General features: G+C 64.9%; 15 protein-coding genes and 3 tRNA genes. 4 read left to right on the top strand and 14 right to left on the bottom strand.

Features of this window, described 5'->3' with window-relative positions; genetic code table 11:
* Positions 1-89 precede the first annotated feature (89 nt).
* Positions 90-308, bottom strand: coding sequence for a translation initiation factor IF-1 (gene infA / locus DZK26_RS14330; protein WP_181918322.1), 219 nt, complete (start codon positions 306-308; stop codon positions 90-92).
* A gap of 152 nt (positions 309-460) precedes the next feature.
* Here infA and DZK26_RS08325 point away from each other — a divergent pair.
* Together DZK26_RS08325 and DZK26_RS08320 are read left to right on the top strand one after the other, a co-directional pair.
* Positions 461-536, top strand: a tRNA-Gly gene (locus DZK26_RS08325).
* Positions 537-612: 76 nt separating this feature from the next.
* Positions 613-686 (top strand) — tRNA-Cys (locus tag DZK26_RS08320).
* 57 nt (positions 687-743) lie between these two features.
* Here the strand turns inward: DZK26_RS08320 and pgsW are convergent.
* The 3 genes from pgsW to pgsB are packed head-to-tail and all read right to left on the bottom strand — an operon-like array spanning position 744 to position 3,651.
* Positions 744-1,925: a poly-gamma-glutamate system protein gene (gene pgsW, locus DZK26_RS08315; protein WP_220337065.1), complete on the bottom strand. Its 1,182-nt coding sequence runs from the start codon at positions 1,923-1,925 to the stop codon at positions 744-746.
* Positions 1,922-2,485, bottom strand: a complete 564-nt coding sequence (gene pgsC, locus DZK26_RS08310; RefSeq protein WP_116897708.1) for a poly-gamma-glutamate biosynthesis protein PgsC — start codon at positions 2,483-2,485, stop codon at positions 1,922-1,924. The genes pgsW and pgsC overlap by 4 nt, the downstream gene beginning before the upstream one ends.
* Entirely contained in the window at positions 2,482-3,651 is a 1,170-nt protein-coding gene (gene pgsB, locus DZK26_RS08305) for a poly-gamma-glutamate synthase PgsB (protein ID WP_258870835.1), read from the bottom strand. Before pgsB ends, pgsC begins: the two co-directional genes overlap by 4 nt.
* A 136-nt stretch (positions 3,652-3,787) precedes the next feature.
* Between pgsB and DZK26_RS08300 the strand changes: the two genes are divergently transcribed.
* Together DZK26_RS08300 and DZK26_RS08295 are read left to right on the top strand one after the other, a co-directional pair.
* Positions 3,788-3,874 (top strand) — tRNA-Leu (locus DZK26_RS08300).
* A gap of 100 nt (positions 3,875-3,974) precedes the next feature.
* Positions 3,975-5,066, top strand: a complete 1,092-nt coding sequence (locus tag DZK26_RS08295) for a DUF4397 domain-containing protein (protein ID WP_147306619.1) — start codon at positions 3,975-3,977, stop codon at positions 5,064-5,066.
* Positions 5,067-5,123: 57 nt separating this feature from the next.
* On the opposite strand, the gene DZK26_RS08290 is transcribed toward DZK26_RS08295, so the two are convergent.
* From DZK26_RS08290 to hypA, 10 genes are all read right to left on the bottom strand, one after another.
* Entirely contained in the window at positions 5,124-6,269 is a 1,146-nt protein-coding gene (locus DZK26_RS08290; RefSeq protein ID WP_116897705.1) for an AI-2E family transporter, read from the bottom strand.
* Between the two features lie 81 nt (positions 6,270-6,350).
* A complete protein-coding gene (locus DZK26_RS08285) occupies positions 6,351-7,262 on the bottom strand; it encodes a prenyltransferase (RefSeq protein ID WP_181918321.1) in 912 nt (303 codons plus the stop codon).
* Entirely contained in the window at positions 7,255-7,995 is a 741-nt protein-coding gene (locus DZK26_RS08280; RefSeq protein ID WP_116897703.1) for a sugar transferase, read from the bottom strand. Before DZK26_RS08280 ends, DZK26_RS08285 begins: the two co-directional genes overlap by 8 nt.
* 30 nt (positions 7,996-8,025) lie before the next feature.
* Positions 8,026-9,033, bottom strand: a complete 1,008-nt coding sequence (hypE, locus tag DZK26_RS08275) for a hydrogenase expression/formation protein HypE (RefSeq protein WP_116897702.1) — start codon at positions 9,031-9,033, stop codon at positions 8,026-8,028.
* 2 nt (positions 9,034-9,035) lie between these two features.
* Positions 9,036-11,336: a carbamoyltransferase HypF gene (gene hypF / locus DZK26_RS08270; protein ID WP_116897701.1), complete on the bottom strand. Its 2,301-nt coding sequence runs from the start codon at positions 11,334-11,336 to the stop codon at positions 9,036-9,038.
* Between the two features lie 12 nt (positions 11,337-11,348).
* Positions 11,349-13,067, bottom strand: coding sequence for a hydrogenase maturation protein (locus DZK26_RS08265; RefSeq protein WP_116897700.1), 1,719 nt, complete (start codon positions 13,065-13,067; stop codon positions 11,349-11,351).
* Positions 13,068-13,074: 7 nt separating this feature from the next.
* On the bottom strand, positions 13,075-14,199 hold the full coding sequence (hypD, locus tag DZK26_RS08260) for a hydrogenase formation protein HypD (protein ID WP_116897699.1): 1,125 nt from the start codon (positions 14,197-14,199) through the stop codon (positions 13,075-13,077).
* Positions 14,183-14,431, bottom strand: a complete 249-nt coding sequence (locus DZK26_RS08255; protein WP_116897698.1) for a HypC/HybG/HupF family hydrogenase formation chaperone — start codon at positions 14,429-14,431, stop codon at positions 14,183-14,185. Before DZK26_RS08255 ends, hypD begins: the two co-directional genes overlap by 17 nt.
* 4 nt (positions 14,432-14,435) lie before the next feature.
* Positions 14,436-15,209, bottom strand: coding sequence for a hydrogenase nickel incorporation protein HypB (gene hypB, locus DZK26_RS08250; protein ID WP_116897697.1), 774 nt, complete (start codon positions 15,207-15,209; stop codon positions 14,436-14,438).
* Entirely contained in the window at positions 15,202-15,594 is a 393-nt protein-coding gene (gene hypA / locus DZK26_RS08245) for a hydrogenase maturation nickel metallochaperone HypA (protein WP_116897696.1), read from the bottom strand. Before hypA ends, hypB begins: the two co-directional genes overlap by 8 nt.
* Positions 15,595-15,697 lie beyond the last annotated feature (103 nt).

Genomic DNA, 15,697 nt, shown 5'->3' with positions numbered 1-15,697 from the left:
CGCACATACACTGCGGTTCCTGCGCTCCGGCGGCCACCGTCAGCCACCCGCTCGCTACGTTTTTCAAAGGTTTTCTCGGGCGGCCGAAATTATTTCATGCGGTAGGTGATGCGGCCCTTGGAAAGGTCATAGGGCGTCATCTCCACCTTGACGCGGTCGCCGGTCAGGATGCGGATGTAGTGCTTGCGCATGCGCCCGGAGATGTGGGCGGTGATGACGTGTCCGTTGTCGAGTTCGACGCGGAACATCGTATTCGGCAGGGTTTCGAGAACCTTGCCTTCCATTTCGATCTGTTCGTCCTTGGCCATAATCCCTGTGCGAAGTATTAAAACCGCGTTATTTTGACAGCTTCTCAGCCAGACGCAAGCCGAAAAGCCGAAATTCTCAATCTGCGTGGGCCGGTAAAACCATAGTGAAGGGGTTGACAGGAAATCCTGTACGGCTAAAATGCCCATCTTCCGCGGGAATAGCTCAGTTGGTAGAGCACAACCTTGCCAAGGTTGGGGTCGCCGGTTCGAGTCCGGTTTCCCGCTCCAGTTTCAGAGAAGGCCCGGGTCGCGCCCGGGCCTTTTTCGTCGGGTATGTAGTTGGGTTACAATCCGATGCGCATCCGGCCAGGTGGCAGAGTGGTGATGCAGCGGCCTGCAAAGCCGCGTACCTCGGTTCGATTCCGGGCCTGGCCTCCAATTGATTCTCTCTGAAAAGGCCGGCGTCAAGCCGGCTTTTTCATGTCGATCGCCGGTCTAGACCTTCGGCTTCATTGCATCCTTGCTCCGGCCGGAACGCCCGGTGGAAAGCGCGATATTGGCCGAACGCATGATCAGGGCGGTCAGCCCCAGCAAGAGAATGATCATCAGGGCAGCCAGCCAGCGCTGGTAGGACTCGGCTCTGTAGACGCCGCCGGATCCGACGCTTTCCATGCGTTGTGGCGGGTAGGGCAGGTCGTGCTGGGTGGCGAGGTTGCGGATTCCGGAGAAGTTGATGACCGGCGTGCCCTGTTGCAGGAAGTGGCCCATCACCGAAGGAATGCGGAATGCCCCCGAGGGTGCGGTCCGGATCAGGCCGCTACCGAAGTAGTGGTCGATGCTGTTGGGTCCGGTCGTGGCCGTGCCGCCGCCGACATTGACCAGTGCGACGATGGGTTCGCCGTCGGCGCCTTCGTTATAGATGCGAATGCGTTCCGTGACTGCAGCCTCGTAGCTATCAGGTACGATCAGCTCGATATTGGCTTGCTCCGCTGCCTGGCGGATCATGTTCTGCCCGGCTTCGTCCAGACCGATACCGCGATCCTCGATTCCACCCAGTGTGGCCGCCTCGGCTTGCATGTCGATCAGCTCGGCGTCTCGCAGTTCCCTGGCGATGTCCATCCAGGCGAAGTTCGGTACGTTTGCGCCCCACTGGGAGGCCGAGCCGGAAACAACGACCACCGGCTCCACGCCCATCGATTCAAGGGCGGCATAAACCGCCAGGTTCAGTGCTGGAAACGAACCCGATACGGCGACTGCTACGTGATCGCCGGGTTGGACGTCGGCTTCGGCCAGCAGCCGGATGACGACCGCGGCCCAGTTCGGATTGATGGTCGCCTGCTTGGATTCCAGGTCACCACTGTTGGAGGTAATGGGAGACGACGCGATTCCGATCAGGCCGGAGCGCAGGGGATCGACATCCGGGTTGATCGGTTCAATCCGACCCCGGATGGGGCGCAGCGTCTCGATGCTCTGCTGGACCAGGCGCGATGCGTCGAGCATTTCGTCGTAGTAGTCCGAGGCTTCCTCGCGCTTGAATGTCTCGACGACAACCAGGGCGGCGACAGCGGCCACCGCCAGCAAGAGCAGGGCACTGGTTGGAATTTCGGAAGGGCGCCAGTAAAGTTTTTGGCTCTGAGGGAATCTCGGAAGCATTTTGCGCAGGCGCGACGGGGTCATTCGAAGAACTCCTGCAGAACGGTGGTCAGATCGGCGCGGTTGAGCGCCTGCTCGGCCTCATAGGTCATCAGGATTTCCGGCATGATGAGCACCAGGATCAGTCGCACCAGTACGGCCGAAACGATCAGGCCGACCAGGGTCTTGACCACGCCCTGGCGCTCGAACCAGATGGCGATCAGGCCGGGAATGATGTAGCCGATCACGCTCATCTCGAAATAGGTGAATTGCGTGGCACTACCGCCGGTATCGGTGGACGGAAAGCTCAGCACACCGCCCATGCTCAGGTCGATCAGCGATCCGGACAGATAACCGAACAGAATCATCAGGGCGGTCTTGCGGCGCCCGTAAACGACCATGAAGCTCGACAGGGTGCGCACGACGATGAAAGTCAGGTAAGCGGCCAGCAGGGTCATGGCCACGCTCCAGGGCTGCAGCAGTTTAAGCGCCACGTAACCCGGTACGACCAGGCCGCCGGCGGCCAGGCCGAACACCTCGACAAGCAACAAGGTGACCAGAAGGCCGATGCCGATCGACACCGCCAGCAGGTTGAGCAGGATCATAGGGGTTGGCTCCGTGTTGCCCGATTGTTGAACTGCCTTGCCAGCTCGGCGCCGCCGCCGTGCACGTTACACATGCCGACGATCAACGCAGCGCCCTCGGTGTGTTCGATCACCGTCTCGAACAGCTCATGCTGATCCAGACCTTCGGCCACCGTCATGCGGCTCGGCCGAAGGCCGGCGTGTACCGCGGCCCTGGCGAACAGCAAGGTTCCGGAGCCCATCAGTACGTAGTGATCCGCCGGGGTCCATCGTCCGGCGACCTCGGCAAGCTGCTGTGAGCGCTGGGGGCGATCAAAGCGGCAGTTGACCACGGCCAGCTTGAAGCGATTTTCACCGTAGTGGTCGATCACCTTTTCCCAGATCAGCTCGGTGGAATCGGGGTCGTTGGCGGCGAAGGCGTTGACGAAAATGATGTCCCGGCCGAAGAAGTCCACGCTCTGCACACGCGTGGCGCCGACTTCTGGTGCCAGGCCCTGCATGCCTTTCAGGGCGGCAGCGCGGTCCACGCCCAGGGCCTCGCAGACATTCAGGGCCAGGGCGACGTTCTCGGCGTGTTCGGCGTAGCGGAAGCCGGCCATTTCGTCGTCGGTGACGGCGGCGACGTCCTCGGCCGTTGTGGCATGCAAGCTGCTGCCGCGGTCTTCGGCCGCCATCCGGAAGGTGTCGAGAAATTCGCGCTCGGCGGTGAAAAGATCAGCGCCGAAGGGCACGGTTCCGGCCAGTGCCAGGGCGACATCCGAGGCCTGTGGCCCCATGACATCCAGATGATCGGCGCGTGCATTGGTGATCACGCCGTGCGTAGAGCGCACCATCTGGCGTTCGGTCAGGGCCTGGAAGTGCGGCTGCAGGGCCATGCACTCCATGACGACGACCTCCGGACGGAAAGCCACCACGCGACGCATGACCCGCATCTGCTCGATGATGTTGGGCTGGTTGGGCCGGTGAAGCGGGTAGTCTTCGCCGTCGGGTCCGGTCACGGCCGCGAACGAGCCGGTGGTCTTGGAGCACACGCGTTTGCCACCGGCGTGCAATCCTGCGGTGATCAACCGCACGACGCTGGTCTTCCCCCGGGTGCCGTTGACATGAATACGGATCGGGAGCTGCCGGAGCACCCGACGGTGCAGCAGGATCTCGACCAGCCCCAAGAGGATCAGCACGACGAGGATGCTGGCAATGGTGATGAGGGCAAATGAATTGCTGATGGCTGCGGACCCGGATCGCGACTTCCCGGCATCTTAAAGCATCCGGGAAAGACCTTGAATACCCGCCAACAGTCGCTTCTTGCTAGTATGCGCGGTCTAGGCCCGGATGGCGAAATTGGTAGACGCAAGGGACTTAAAATCCCTCGGAGGAAACTCCGTGCCGGTTCGAGTCCGGCTCCGGGCACCATTTTCTTCGAACGCTTCACGTTTCCGCGACATTTCATCGACAGCTCGTGCACATCGTGCGCGTAATTTTCGAACTGCACTCACACGTAAAGGGTTTCCCCATGCATAAGTTCGGAATATTGATTGGTCTTGCGGCAACGGTCGCGGTGTCTTCGGTCGTGGCGGACGCGCGCATTCGCGTCGTGCACGCCGCGCCGTTCAGCGACACTGACGAAGGCACGGCCGTAACGGTCACCGTCAATGGAGACACACTGTTGGAAGATTTTCGCTTTGGTGATTTCACCGACTATGTCGAGCTTCCCGACGGCATCTATGACTTGGCTGTTTTTCCGGCGGGTTCAGAGGACCCGGCGATAACGGCTTCGGTCGATCTGTCTGACGACGTGGATTACACCGTCCTGGCCACCGGAAACGGCAGCACCCAGGATCTAGCTTTATGGCCGCTGGTCGATGATGCCGATGCGTCAGGCGACGGCAACCTGAACGTACGGGTTGTTCATGCCGCACCCTTCGCGGCCACGTCCGAGGAAACGGAAGTGTCTATTCGCACGGCCGGTGGTGATGTGGTCAACGGCCTGGTGGGCGTCCCGTATTTCGTCGAGAGTGGTTTTTTCGCCATTCCGTCGGGGACTTATGATCTCAAAGTTGCCTCGAACGACGGTTCGGTTAATCTCATCGATCCGCTGCCGGCGGATTTGCCGGCCGGTGCCGACATCACTCTGGTCGCGATCGGGGATGGTATCAATCAGCCGCTGGGCATCCTGGCGCTGCCTGTCGGCCTGCTCGAGAGCCGCGCGCCGGTCGACAACAGCGTCAACGGCTGGTGGGAGTCCGCCAATGCCGCCGAGGAAGGTGTCCTGCTCCAGCCGATTCCATCCGGCAATCGATTGGTCGGCGCTATCTACACCTATGCCCCGGACAGTTCCGGAGAGCAACGCTGGTTCACGATAGACTCAGACGAAGCCGGTTTCGACGGGCGCGAAGCTATGGGCACCGTCTACACGGCGACTGGTGCAACTCTGGCCGGCGATGAGAATGCCGACCTGGAGTCGGTTGGTTCATTCGGGATCGAGTTCGTCTCCTGCACCGAAGCGATCGCGACCGTAATGCTCGACGGTGGGGCTGAGGCGACCTGGACGCTTGATCGCCTGGTTCAGAGTGTCGATTGCGGCCTGAGTGAGCAAACTGAATAATCCTGAAAGACACTCCACTCTGAAGCCTGGCGGAGTATTCCGCCGGGCTTTTTCTTTCTAATCTTTGTTGTCGAGTGCATCCCTTTTACCTTCGTCGTCCCCCACCGTGTGGTTAGCGCGGTAAACCTCGCTGCGCTTGTAGTTGTTGTAGGCGAATCGAACGATGACAGTGCCGGCTGCAGCCGCCGGCAGGGCGAGTAAGACGCCGGCAAATCCGAATAATTGGCCACCGGCCATGACGGCGAAGATGACCAGCACCGGGTGCAGTCCGATGCGATCGCCGACCAGCTTGGGGGTGAGCACGAAGCTCTCGATCAACTGGCCGACGACGAAGACAATACCCACCGAAAGCAGGAACAGGAAGCTGAAGTCCTGGATGACGGCCGTGATACCGGCCAGCAGAACCCCGATGATGGCGCCCAGATACGGGACAAAACTGACCAGCCCGGCGATCATGCCGATGGCAATGGCGTTGTTGAGGCCGACCAGCCACAGGCCGATCGCATAAATCAGGCCGAGACTGATCATGACCATCAACTGGCCGCGCAGAAAGCCGCCCAGCGCCTCGTCACAGTCTTCGGTCAGCTTGACGACCGTCGGCTCGAGATTACGCGGCAGGATGTCTCGCAGCGTGTCCATGAGCAGGCGCCAGTCTCGCAACAGGTAAAAGGTGACAAGCGGGACGAGCACCATCGAGGTGATCCATACCAGGAAGCGGCCGCCCGACTGGGTCATGACGCTGACCACGTTTCCGGCAGCGCCGGCGATGTTGGAGAAGTATTCCTGAATCAGGCTGCGGGCACGCTCGACGTCGAAGGACTCGAGATCGATTGCCACGCCGAGCTGGGCCTCGATCCAGGGCAGTACGGTGCGCTGGAAGGTGTCCAGGTACCCCGGTAGCCGGCCGAGAAAGTCGGCCACTTCGCGGATCAGCACGGGGATGACGATCAGCAGGACCACGACGAGCAACAGAAATGCCAGCAGAAAGACCAGCGAAACCGCGACGTCGCGGCGCATTCTCAAGTCCTCGAGCCAGCCGACGATCGGATTGACCATGTAGGCGATGAGCACGCTGATGAAAAACGGCGTCAGTACCGGCCCAAGCAGCCAGATCAACCAGCCGGTGACGAGCAGGGCGGCGAGAAACCAAAGGATCTGATTCCGGCCGATTTCCGGAAATGTATCCGCTGACGATTCGTTCATGCGCGAAGTCCCGTTGACGCGGCGTGGCGGCGGTCGCCATAGTCGCAGGGCCCTGCGAGACTTTCAAGCAGCCGTTTGCTGTCAGCCGATGAGTACACCGGTGCCGGCGCCGGCCGAGTACGCCAGGAACGTGATCAGGGCGGCCGGCTGCACGGGTTTGGAGCGGTAAAAGGTCTCCGGGTCGCGCCAGACCTCGACCGAAGCGTAGGCTGCCGGAATCGCCGCCAGCCAGCCGAGCCAGACCGTCGCGGGCAGGCCGGTCAGTGGCGCGGCGGTCAATATCGCGAAAGCCGCCAGGTAGATCAGCGGCAGGATCCGGCTGGCCTTGTGCTTGCCCAGGCGCACGACCAGGTTGCGCTTGCCATGGTCGCGATCGGCCCGGTAATCGGGAAACTGGTTGACCCACAGGAAGGCGGCAATGACCAGCCCGAGCGGAATGGAAAGCCAGAACACCTGCCAACTCAATTCGTGAGTCTGGACGAGGTAGGCGGCCAACGTGATCAGCGGCCCGTAGCAGATGACGACGTCGAGCTCGCCGAAGCCGCGGTAGATCAGGTGCAGCGGCGGTCCGTGATAGGACCAGCCCAGGATCATGCCGATGACCCCGATCCACAGCGCGGCCGGTTCGCGGAAAAACACGATCATCGCGCCGAGCACGAAACCGGCCAGGGTGAAGCCGGCCGCCATCGCCCAGGTCTGGTTACGCGTGAGCAGACCATCGACCATCACCCGCTTGCCGCCGGAAAATGTCGTGCGGTCCTCGGGGGCGACGGCCAGGTCGGTACCCGAGTCGTAGTCGAAAATGTCGCCCCAGGCATTCTTGGCGACCTCGATGGCGAACAGCGCGAGCAAGAGCACGATCACCCAGAGCCAGCTGAACGGCGCATCAGCGGCCGCCACGGAAGCACCGAGGTAGACCGCGGCGACCGAGGTCAGGCTGATCTTGGGATCGGCCAGCCGCCAGAATCCGGTCCAGAAACGGCTTTCACTCATTGGTCGGGCTCCTTGCATGAAACCATTTCGGTCTCGTCTCCGTCGGGCCGTGCCGGTCGGCTGATGCCGTCGCCAGCAGGTGCTCGAGTCGTCGGCGGCAGCGGGTATCGTCACGCCGGCGGGCAACAGCGGCCAGGGTCGCCGCGAGGACCTTCAGGTCGCTCCATCGCCCGGCCTGCTCGAAGTGACGCACGTCCCAGGCCACCTTGGCCGGAAAGATGATATCGCGATAGATCGAAGTGGCGCCATCGAGCTCGGCCAGCACTGCATCCTCGCAGATGAAGCGAACGGTCGCCGGGCTGGTCAGTCCCGGGACGAAGGCCAGCGCGCGACGACGAAGCGCCGGGTCGACTTCCCGCCAGAATTCCGGCTTGGCCGCGCGGGGGCCGACGAATTGCATGTCGCCGCGCAGGATGTTGAAAAGCTGCGGCAACTCGTCGAGATGCCGTGGTCGCAGCCAGGCGCCGACGCGCGTGATCCGGGGATCGTCGATCGGCGCGACCGGATCGCGGTGGCCATCGCCGTCGCCCAGGGTGCGGAACTTGTAAATGGTGAACGGCCGCCCGTTCCGGCCGAGGCGGGGTTCGCTGTAGATGATCGGTCCGCGGCTGTCGAAGCGGACGGCCAGGGCGATCGCAAGCATGAGCGGCGACAGCGCCACGGCCGCGGCCAGCGCGGCGGCGGCGTTGAGGCTTCGTTCGAAGCGGCGAGGTGTTCCGGGTTGGGCGGGCATCGCGTCTGAAGGAAAGTCCGGGCCGGGCGCTCAGCAAATTCTCGGCAGCGGGTCGTCCTCGAGTTCGTCGAGAATGCGTTCGCCGCCGAGTCCGGTTTCCATCACCACCGGACCGGGCTCGTCCTCGATCGTGCCGATGAGTCGCGCATCGGGTGCCGCCTCCGATACGGCCGCCAGGGCCGCTTCGGCCGCCTCCGCGGCGACGACGGCGACCACCCGGCCCTCGCAGGCCAGGTAGAGCGGATCGAAACCGAGCACTTCACAGACGCTCGCGACGGCATCGCGCACGGGAATGGCTTCCTCGAGCAGCCGCACGCCGCGGCCCGAAAGGCGCGTGAGTTCATGGGCCACGGTCGCCAGGCCGCCACGCGTGGGGTCACGCATGAAACGCAACCCCTCGATGCCCATCAGTGCCCGGGCGACCGGAATGACGCTGGCCGAGTCCGAGGCCAGGTCGCCGGTCAGGCCGAACTCGCCGCGGGCGAGCATGACGGCGGCCCCGTGGTCGCCGACCGGACCGCTGACCAGGATCCGGTCGCCGGGCCGGATCGAGCGGCTGTCGAGTTCCACGCCGGGTTCGCGCACGCCCACGCCGGTGGTCGCAAAGAACACGCCGCCGCATTCGCCGCGTCCGACCACCTTGGTATCGCCGGTGACGATTTCGACGCCCGAATCCCGGGCCGCTTCGGCCATGGCCTCGACCAGGCGCTCGAGCAGTGCCAGTTCGGTCCCTTCCTCGATGAATGCATTGAGCGACAGATAACGCGGCCGGGCCCCGGCGACGGCCAGATCGTTGACCGTGCCGTGGATGGCGAGCGAACCGATGTTGCCGCCGGGATACTCGAGCGGTTGCACGGTGAAGCCGTCGGTGGTGATCGCCAGCGTCCCGTTGCCGTCGAAGGGCACGAAGGCCGAATCCAGGCTGGTGTCGAGATGCGGGTTGCCGAGATGGCGCGCGAAGACATCATTGATCAACTGGCGCATCAGGCGACCGCCGTTGCCGTGGGCCAGGCCGATGTGGGTGTCGGGTTTTTCCATTTCTATCCCTTGTGTGGCGTCATTAGTCGTGCCGCGGTCTCGATCACCTGGCCGAAGCTGATACCGGCATCGTTGACCGGCACGGTTTCGGGCAACAGGACCTTGAAGCCCGCGTTTTCCAGTCGCGCGATGGCCGAGGCGGCCAGGCGGCGATTCTGGAACACGCCCCCGGTCAGTCCGACGGTCTCGATATCGTACTCGCGACGCAGTATTTCGGCCTGCCGGAGCAAGTTGAGGGCCATGCTTTCATGGAAGATCGATGCCAGGTGCTCGCGAGAACCGCCTCGGGCCAGGTGCTGGATCAGCGGCGCCCAGTCGCTGCGCCACAAGCCCTCGTCGTCGCGCTCGAGCGGCAAGTCCACTGGCTCGACCTGGTCCGGGCTGCATACCGCTTCCAGGCGCATCGGGCCCTGCCCCTCGTGGCTGGCGTCCCCGACCACGCCGGCGAATACGGCGGCGGCATCGAACAGCCGGCCCACGGCGCTGGTCGGCGGACTGTTGAATCCGCGCGTCCAGGCCTGGCGCAGCAGGTCGTCGTATGGCGGTGCATCGGACCAGTCGATACCGGCGTGCCAGACCAGCGACAGGGCCGTGCGCCAGGGTTGATGCGTCACGCGGTCGCCGCCGGGAAGCCGGAAGCGCCGGAAACTGGCCACACGCCGCCAGTCGCCCGGCGCGCCCAGCAGCGCCTCGCCGCCCCAGAGACTGCCGTCTTCGCCGTAGCCGACACCGTCCCAGGCGAACACCACGATCGGCTCGGTGAGCGAGAATTCACCGGCCAGGGCGCCGGCGTGGGCGGCGTGATGCTGGATTGGCGTGACCGGCAGGCCCGATTCGCGCGCCCAGCGACTGTTGGGAAAGTCGGGATGGGCATCGCAGGCGATGTGCTCGGCTTCGACACCGTAGAGCGACTGCAGGTCGGCGGCGAGGCGTTCGAAGACATCGCGCGAACGACGCGAACCCAGGTCGCCGACATGCGGTGAAATCACGACCCGCTCGTCCCAGGCCAGGGCCACGGTGTTCTTGAGAAAAGCGCCGGTGGCCAGCAACGGCTGCTCGAGACGTACCGGCAGTTCGAGCTCCATCGGGGCCGTGCCACGACCGAGGCGGATCGGCCTCGGCCGGCCGGCCACCTGGCGAATGACCGGATCGTCGGCCGGACGCTCGATGGGCCGGTTATGGTGCAGGAAGGCGTCGGCCACGGCGCCCAGGCGCGATTCGGCTTCGGAGACGTCGGTGATGACCGGTTCGCCGCTGATATTGCCCGAGGTCGCCACCAGTGCCCGCCCGAGCGACTCGAGCAGCAATTCGTGCAGTGGCGCGTAGGGCAGCATCAGGCCGATCTCGTCGAGCCCCGGGGCCACCGAGGGTGCCAGCGGCGCGTCGGGCCGTAGCGGGATGAGCACGATCGGGCGGGTCGGGTCGGTCAGGCATTCGGCCTGTTGGGCATCGGGTCGGGCCAGCTCGCGCACGGCATCGAGTCCGTCCCCGCCGGTCGCCGGCACCATCAGCGCCAGCGGCTTGTCGGGCCGGTGCTTGCGCTTGCGCAACTCGCCTACGGCCGTTTCGTTGGCCGCGTCGCAAACCAGGTGGTAGCCGCCGATGCCGCGTATGGCGACGATCCCGCCGGCTTCGATCTCGGCCACGCAAGCGGCCAGCGCCGGGTCGTTGCCCGCGACCCGTTCGGTCCCCTGGTGAAAGCTCAGATGCGGTCCGCACTCGGCGCAGGCCAGCGGCTGGGCGTGGAAACGCCGGTCGAGGGGGTCGGTGTATTCGGCGTGGCAGTCGGGACACAGCGGAAAATCGGCCAGCGTGGTGTTGGGTCGGTCGTAGGGCATGGCCCGGATAATGGTGTAGCGCGGCCCGCACTGGGTGCAGTTGATGAACGGATAGCGATGGCGACGCTCGGCGGGGTCGCGCATCTCGGCCAGGCAATCGGCGCAGGCGAACTGGTCGGGGGGAACATGGATGCGCGGCTTGCCGCCACCGTGGCTCTTGCGGATCCGGAAGGCATCGAAGGCCTCGACGTCGGCCGGTCGTGCCGCCAGCAGTTTCGGGCGGGCCAGCGGCGGCGCCGCCTCGACCAGGTCCCGGGCGAATCGGTCGAGTTGCTCGGCCGACCCTTCGGCGGCGATCTCGACTTCGCCGGTGGCGTTGTAGACCCAGCCGGTTATGCCCAGTCGATGCGCCAGGCGATAGACGAACGGGCGATAACCGACGGCCTGAACCCGGCCGCCGATGGTCAGCCGGCGGGCCTGTCGATCATGGTTGGCCGGAGAAGCGGCATCCGGAACGCGCTGCATGACAGAGCGGGTTCAGGCCCGTGCTTGGCGCTTGGCCGGGATCTTCCACCCCAGGCGCCGATGCGGGGCCAGGTAGAGCGGGGTCCAGGCGTGCGGCGAGCGATGGACGAAACGGTAACGGGCCACGTGATAACTGGGGTCGAAGCCGTAGAAGTTCAGGCGCATGCGTTCGAGTTCTTCGGCGCGATAGTCGGCCAGCGGCCGGGCCGCTTCGTCGGCATCGCGCCGCAGGCGTTTGGCCTCGATGCGCTCGGCGAAATCGTTGCTCAGCTCACCGGCGTGACGCTCGATGGCACGGTCGAAATCGTCGCGGTCCGACGGGCCGACGGCATCGACCAGGCCGATATCGGCAGCTTCCTGTGCGCCCAGCGGCAGGCGGTGCGCCATCACGGCTTCGGCGCCGGCGGCGCCCACGCGCCCGGGCAGCAGGTAGGTCCAGTATTCGGAACCGTAGAGGTTGCCCATGTTGCGATAGTGCGGATTGAGCACCACTCCGGCGCGGGCGATGACGCGGTCGGCCCCGAGCGCCAGAAAAACCCCGCCGGCCCCGGCGTTGCCGCCGATCGCGGCGATGACGAGGTGGTCGGTGGCGGTGATGATCGCTTCGCACAGGTCGTCCATCGCCTGGATGTTGCGCCACGACTCGTCGGCCGGACTCGCAGCGGCCTCGATCCGGTTGAGATCGAGTCCGTTGGACCAGAAATCCTCGCCGCCGGCGAGCACGATGACGCGCGTCGGCCTGGCCGCGGCCTGTTCGAAGGCCGCGCGTAGTTGATGGCACTGTTCGGTGCCCATGGCGCCGTTGTAGAAATCGAAGTGCAGGTAGCCGACGTCGCCGTCCTCCCGGTAGCGTACGGGCTGATAGCCGCCGCTCTCCGGCTGCTGGGTCGGGTCCGCCTCGGATTCAGGCACGTCGTCGAGGCGCTCGACGAGAACGTCGGTGGCCGGTCGCTTGAAGCCGTCCGGACCCTCGGGTCGCAGGTGCGAGATCCAGATCGCGCCATCGATCGTCGCCCGGCAGATCGCTTCGCCGCGCCGGGCGATGACCTGTCCGGCGCGGCCGGCCAGCACCGGCTCCGGGTGAGCGTTGAACAGACGACAGCGCAGGCCGAGGATCTCGTCGGACACGCCCGGATGGCCGTCCGCCGAATGGATCTTGCGCAGGATGGTCGCGGTCGAATCATGCTGCCAGTCGATGCGTCGGTCTTGTGCTCGCACCGGACCGCGCCAGCCGGCCGCGGCAGCCGGAACCTGTTGTTCGGGGAGCGGACCGGCGGCCTTTTCGAGCCGGTCGACGGCATCGAATACGGCCGCCACGGCCGCCTCGGTCACCTCGAAGCGGTAGAGGGCGGACTTGCGGGCGGGACGCATTGCAAACGTTCGCCATGCCCAGACCGGTCCGGCATCGAGTTCGGCGTCGGCCTGCAGTACCGTCACGCCCCAGTCCGGCCGGTCATCGAGAACCGCCCAGTCGAGGGCGGCCGGGCCGCGGTCTCCGGGCGGGCCGGGATGGACGATGAGGCACGGGACGGCCTGCCAGATCGACTCCGGTATCCGGCGCTTGAGGAAGGGCGCGAGAATCACGTCCGGCCGGAACAGTTCGACCGCTTCGGCGGTGGTGTCGTCGTTGATGTCGAGTTCCACGGCCAGTTCGTGGCCGGCCCGCGACAACTCGACGTGCAGGCGCTGGGTCAGGCCGTTGAAACTGTGGGTCAGCAGGAGAATTCGCATCGGCAACCTAACCGGCGCGACGATGGCGATAGCGGTAATAGGCGGCGCAGGCGCCCTCGGAAGAGACCATGCACGAGCCGATCGGGTTACGCGGCGTGCACACGGTGCCGAAGATTTTGCAGTCGGTCGGCTTTTTAACCCCCCGGATGATGGCCGGGCATTCGCAGGCCTTGTTCTCGCGCACCGGCTTCTCGGTGACCCGGAAGCGCCGCTCGGCGTCGTATTCGGCGAATTCGGTCTTGATCCGCAGGCCGCTGTAGGGGACGTTGCCGAGGCCGCGCCACTCGAATTCCGGGCGTAACTCGAAGGTCTCGGCGACCAGTTTCTGTGCCTTGACGTTACCCGCCCGGGAGACACCGCGCACGAACTGGTTCTCGACCTCGGCCCGGCCCTCGTTGAGTTGGTCGATGAGCATGGCGATGCCGGCGAGCACATCGAGCGGCTCGAACCCCGAGATCACGACCGGCTTCTGGTATTCCTCGGCGAAAAATTCGTAGGGCCGGCTGCCGATAATCGTGCTCACGTGTGACGGGCCGATGAAGCCGTCGACCCGTACCCGGCCGAGTTCGCGTACGTCGGGTGAGTCGAGAATGCTCTGGATGGCCGAGGGCGTGAGCACGTGATTGCACAGCACGGAAAAATTCTTCAGGCCCAGCGCCGCTGCCTCGCGAATGGCCAGTGCCGTCGGCGGCGTGGTCGTCTCGAAACCGATGGCGAACAGCACCACCTCGCGCTCGGGATGGGCGCGGGCCAGTTCCACCGCCTCGGCCGTGGACTGAATGATGCGGATATCGGCGCCCTGTGAGCGCGCCTTGAGCAAGCTGCGCCGGCGCGAACCCGGCACGCGCAGCATGTCGCCGTAGCTGGCCAGGATGACATCGTTTTCGGTGGCCAATTCGATGGCCTGATCGAGGCGGCTGATGGCCAGCACGCAGACCGGGCAGCCCGGGCCGTGCACCAGCTCGACGTTTTCCGGCAGCAGATCCGGCAGCCCGTGGCGGAACACCGCATGGGTGTGGCCCCCGCAGAATTCCATCAGGTGATACTTGCGCTCCGGGTCGGCCCGGCGCCGGATCAGTTCGGCCAGGCCCCGGCCCGTGCGACCGTCGCGGAATTCACTGACGTAGCGCATTGTTCTCGGCAGCCAGGTGATCGGTGATTTCACGGAACAGTTCGAGTGTGCGCTCGGCCTCTTCCACGTCAAGCCGGGTGATGGCGTGTCCGACATGAACGATGACGTAATCACCCACCTCGACATCGTCGACGAAGGCCAGCGACACGCGGCTCCTGACGCCGCCGATATCGACCAGGGCCTGGTCGTGCTCGAGCAGTTCGATGACTTCGACCGGTACGGCGAGGCACATGGGATCAGGCCCCGACGGTCGTCATGTCCCGAGCCGCCGGCCGGGATTCACGCTGGGTACTACGGTGAGCGGCCAGCCGAGCTTCGAGCCAGGCCGTCCAGTCGCCGATGGCCGCGCGACGACCGGCCGCGGTCCGGACCATGGCCGCTTCCATGCCGAGATCGTTCAGATAGCGGGCGGCGTTGTCGGGATCGAAGTCGTCCATGAATTCGAGCAGGTCGGTCTTGCTCAGCACCACCAGGTCGGCGGCGCGGAACATGACCGGATACTTGGCCGGCTTGTCATCGCCTTCGGTGACCGACAGCAGTACAACATTGGCGTGCTGGCCGAGGTCGAAACTGGCCGGGCAGACCAGATTGCCGACGTTTTCGACGAACACCACATCGATCTCATCGAGCGGCAACTCGTGCAGGGCAGCGTGAACCATGCCGGCATCGAGGTGACAGGCGCTGCCGGTGGTGATCTGCACCGCCGGCACACCCTTGTCGCGCAGCCGCCGGGCATCGTTCTCGGTTTCCAGGTCGCCCTCGATCACCGCCATACCCATGCGCCCGCCGAGCGCTTCGGCCGTGGCCTCGAGCAGGCGGGTCTTGCCGGCGCCGGGCGAGGACATCAGGTTGATGCACAACACGCCGTGGCGATCGAAGTGCTCGCGATTGTGCGCTGCCTGGTGGTCGTTGCTTTCCATCAGCCCGCGCATGACGCGCACCGATTCCTCGGTGTGGTGACCGTGATCGTGCGTCGTATCGTTGAGGGTGCAGCCGCAGTCTTCACACATGTGCTTCTCCGTTTTCAGTGGTCGGCGATGTCCTGGTGTTCGCGGTCTCCAGTGCCACGCTGGCGAGTATCAAATCCTCGCCACCGACGAGCCGCACGCGGTAGTTCCCGCAGGCGGGGCAGAGTAGCCGGTTCGGCGCCACGCCGTGTTCGGTTTCGCATTCCAGGCAATGGATGCGCACCGGATCGGGCTCGATGATCAGATCGGCTTCGGCGGCAACACCGCCGGCCCGGGCCACGATGAATGCCTGCCGCAGCAGATCCGGTTCGACCCCGGAAAGCGCACCGACGCGCACCGTGACGCTCGAAACTCGCGAACTGTCGTGTCCAGCGGCGACCTCGGCGACCTGCGCCAGCAGTGACTGGCAGACGCTCAGTTCATGCATGCGACCTCACCGGTTGTAATCTTGCAGCCACGATTCTGGACTCCGGCCCGGGGCAGTCGTGTTGATCTGGGTCAAGCCGGTGCCAGATGATGCCCCGGATGAT

It is taken from the genome of Wenzhouxiangella sp. 15190, from assembly GCF_003417465.1.
Taxonomy (GTDB): Bacteria; Pseudomonadota; Gammaproteobacteria; order Xanthomonadales; family Wenzhouxiangellaceae; genus Wenzhouxiangella.
This window is presented reverse-complemented; position numbering and strand designations above follow the sequence as displayed.

Bases quoted from the DNA above. Each gene is read 5' to 3' on its own strand.
- infA (WP_181918322.1), bottom strand. From the start codon at position 308: ATGGCCAAGGACGAACAGATCGAAATGGAAGGCAAGGTTCTCGAAACC.
- pgsW (WP_220337065.1), bottom strand. From the start codon at position 1,925: ATGACCCCGTCGCGCCTGCGCAAAATGCTTCCGAGATTCCCTCAGAGC.
- pgsC (WP_116897708.1), bottom strand. From the start codon at position 2,485: ATGATCCTGCTCAACCTGCTGGCGGTGTCGATCGGCATCGGCCTTCTG.
- DZK26_RS08295 (WP_147306619.1), top strand. From the start codon at position 3,975: ATGCATAAGTTCGGAATATTGATTGGTCTTGCGGCAACGGTCGCGGTG.
- DZK26_RS08290 (WP_116897705.1), bottom strand. From the start codon at position 6,269: ATGAACGAATCGTCAGCGGATACATTTCCGGAAATCGGCCGGAATCAG.
- DZK26_RS08285 (WP_181918321.1), bottom strand. From the start codon at position 7,262: ATGAGTGAAAGCCGTTTCTGGACCGGATTCTGGCGGCTGGCCGATCCC.
- DZK26_RS08280 (WP_116897703.1), bottom strand. From the start codon at position 7,995: ATGCCCGCCCAACCCGGAACACCTCGCCGCTTCGAACGAAGCCTCAAC.
- hypE (WP_116897702.1), bottom strand. From the start codon at position 9,033: ATGGAAAAACCCGACACCCACATCGGCCTGGCCCACGGCAACGGCGGT.
- hypF (WP_116897701.1), bottom strand. From the start codon at position 11,336: ATGCAGCGCGTTCCGGATGCCGCTTCTCCGGCCAACCATGATCGACAG.
- DZK26_RS08265 (WP_116897700.1), bottom strand. From the start codon at position 13,067: ATGCGAATTCTCCTGCTGACCCACAGTTTCAACGGCCTGACCCAGCGC.
- hypD (WP_116897699.1), bottom strand. From the start codon at position 14,199: ATGCGCTACGTCAGTGAATTCCGCGACGGTCGCACGGGCCGGGGCCTG.
- DZK26_RS08255 (WP_116897698.1), bottom strand. From the start codon at position 14,431: ATGTGCCTCGCCGTACCGGTCGAAGTCATCGAACTGCTCGAGCACGAC.
- hypB (WP_116897697.1), bottom strand. From the start codon at position 15,209: ATGTGTGAAGACTGCGGCTGCACCCTCAACGATACGACGCACGATCAC.
- hypA (WP_116897696.1), bottom strand. From the start codon at position 15,594: ATGCATGAACTGAGCGTCTGCCAGTCACTGCTGGCGCAGGTCGCCGAG.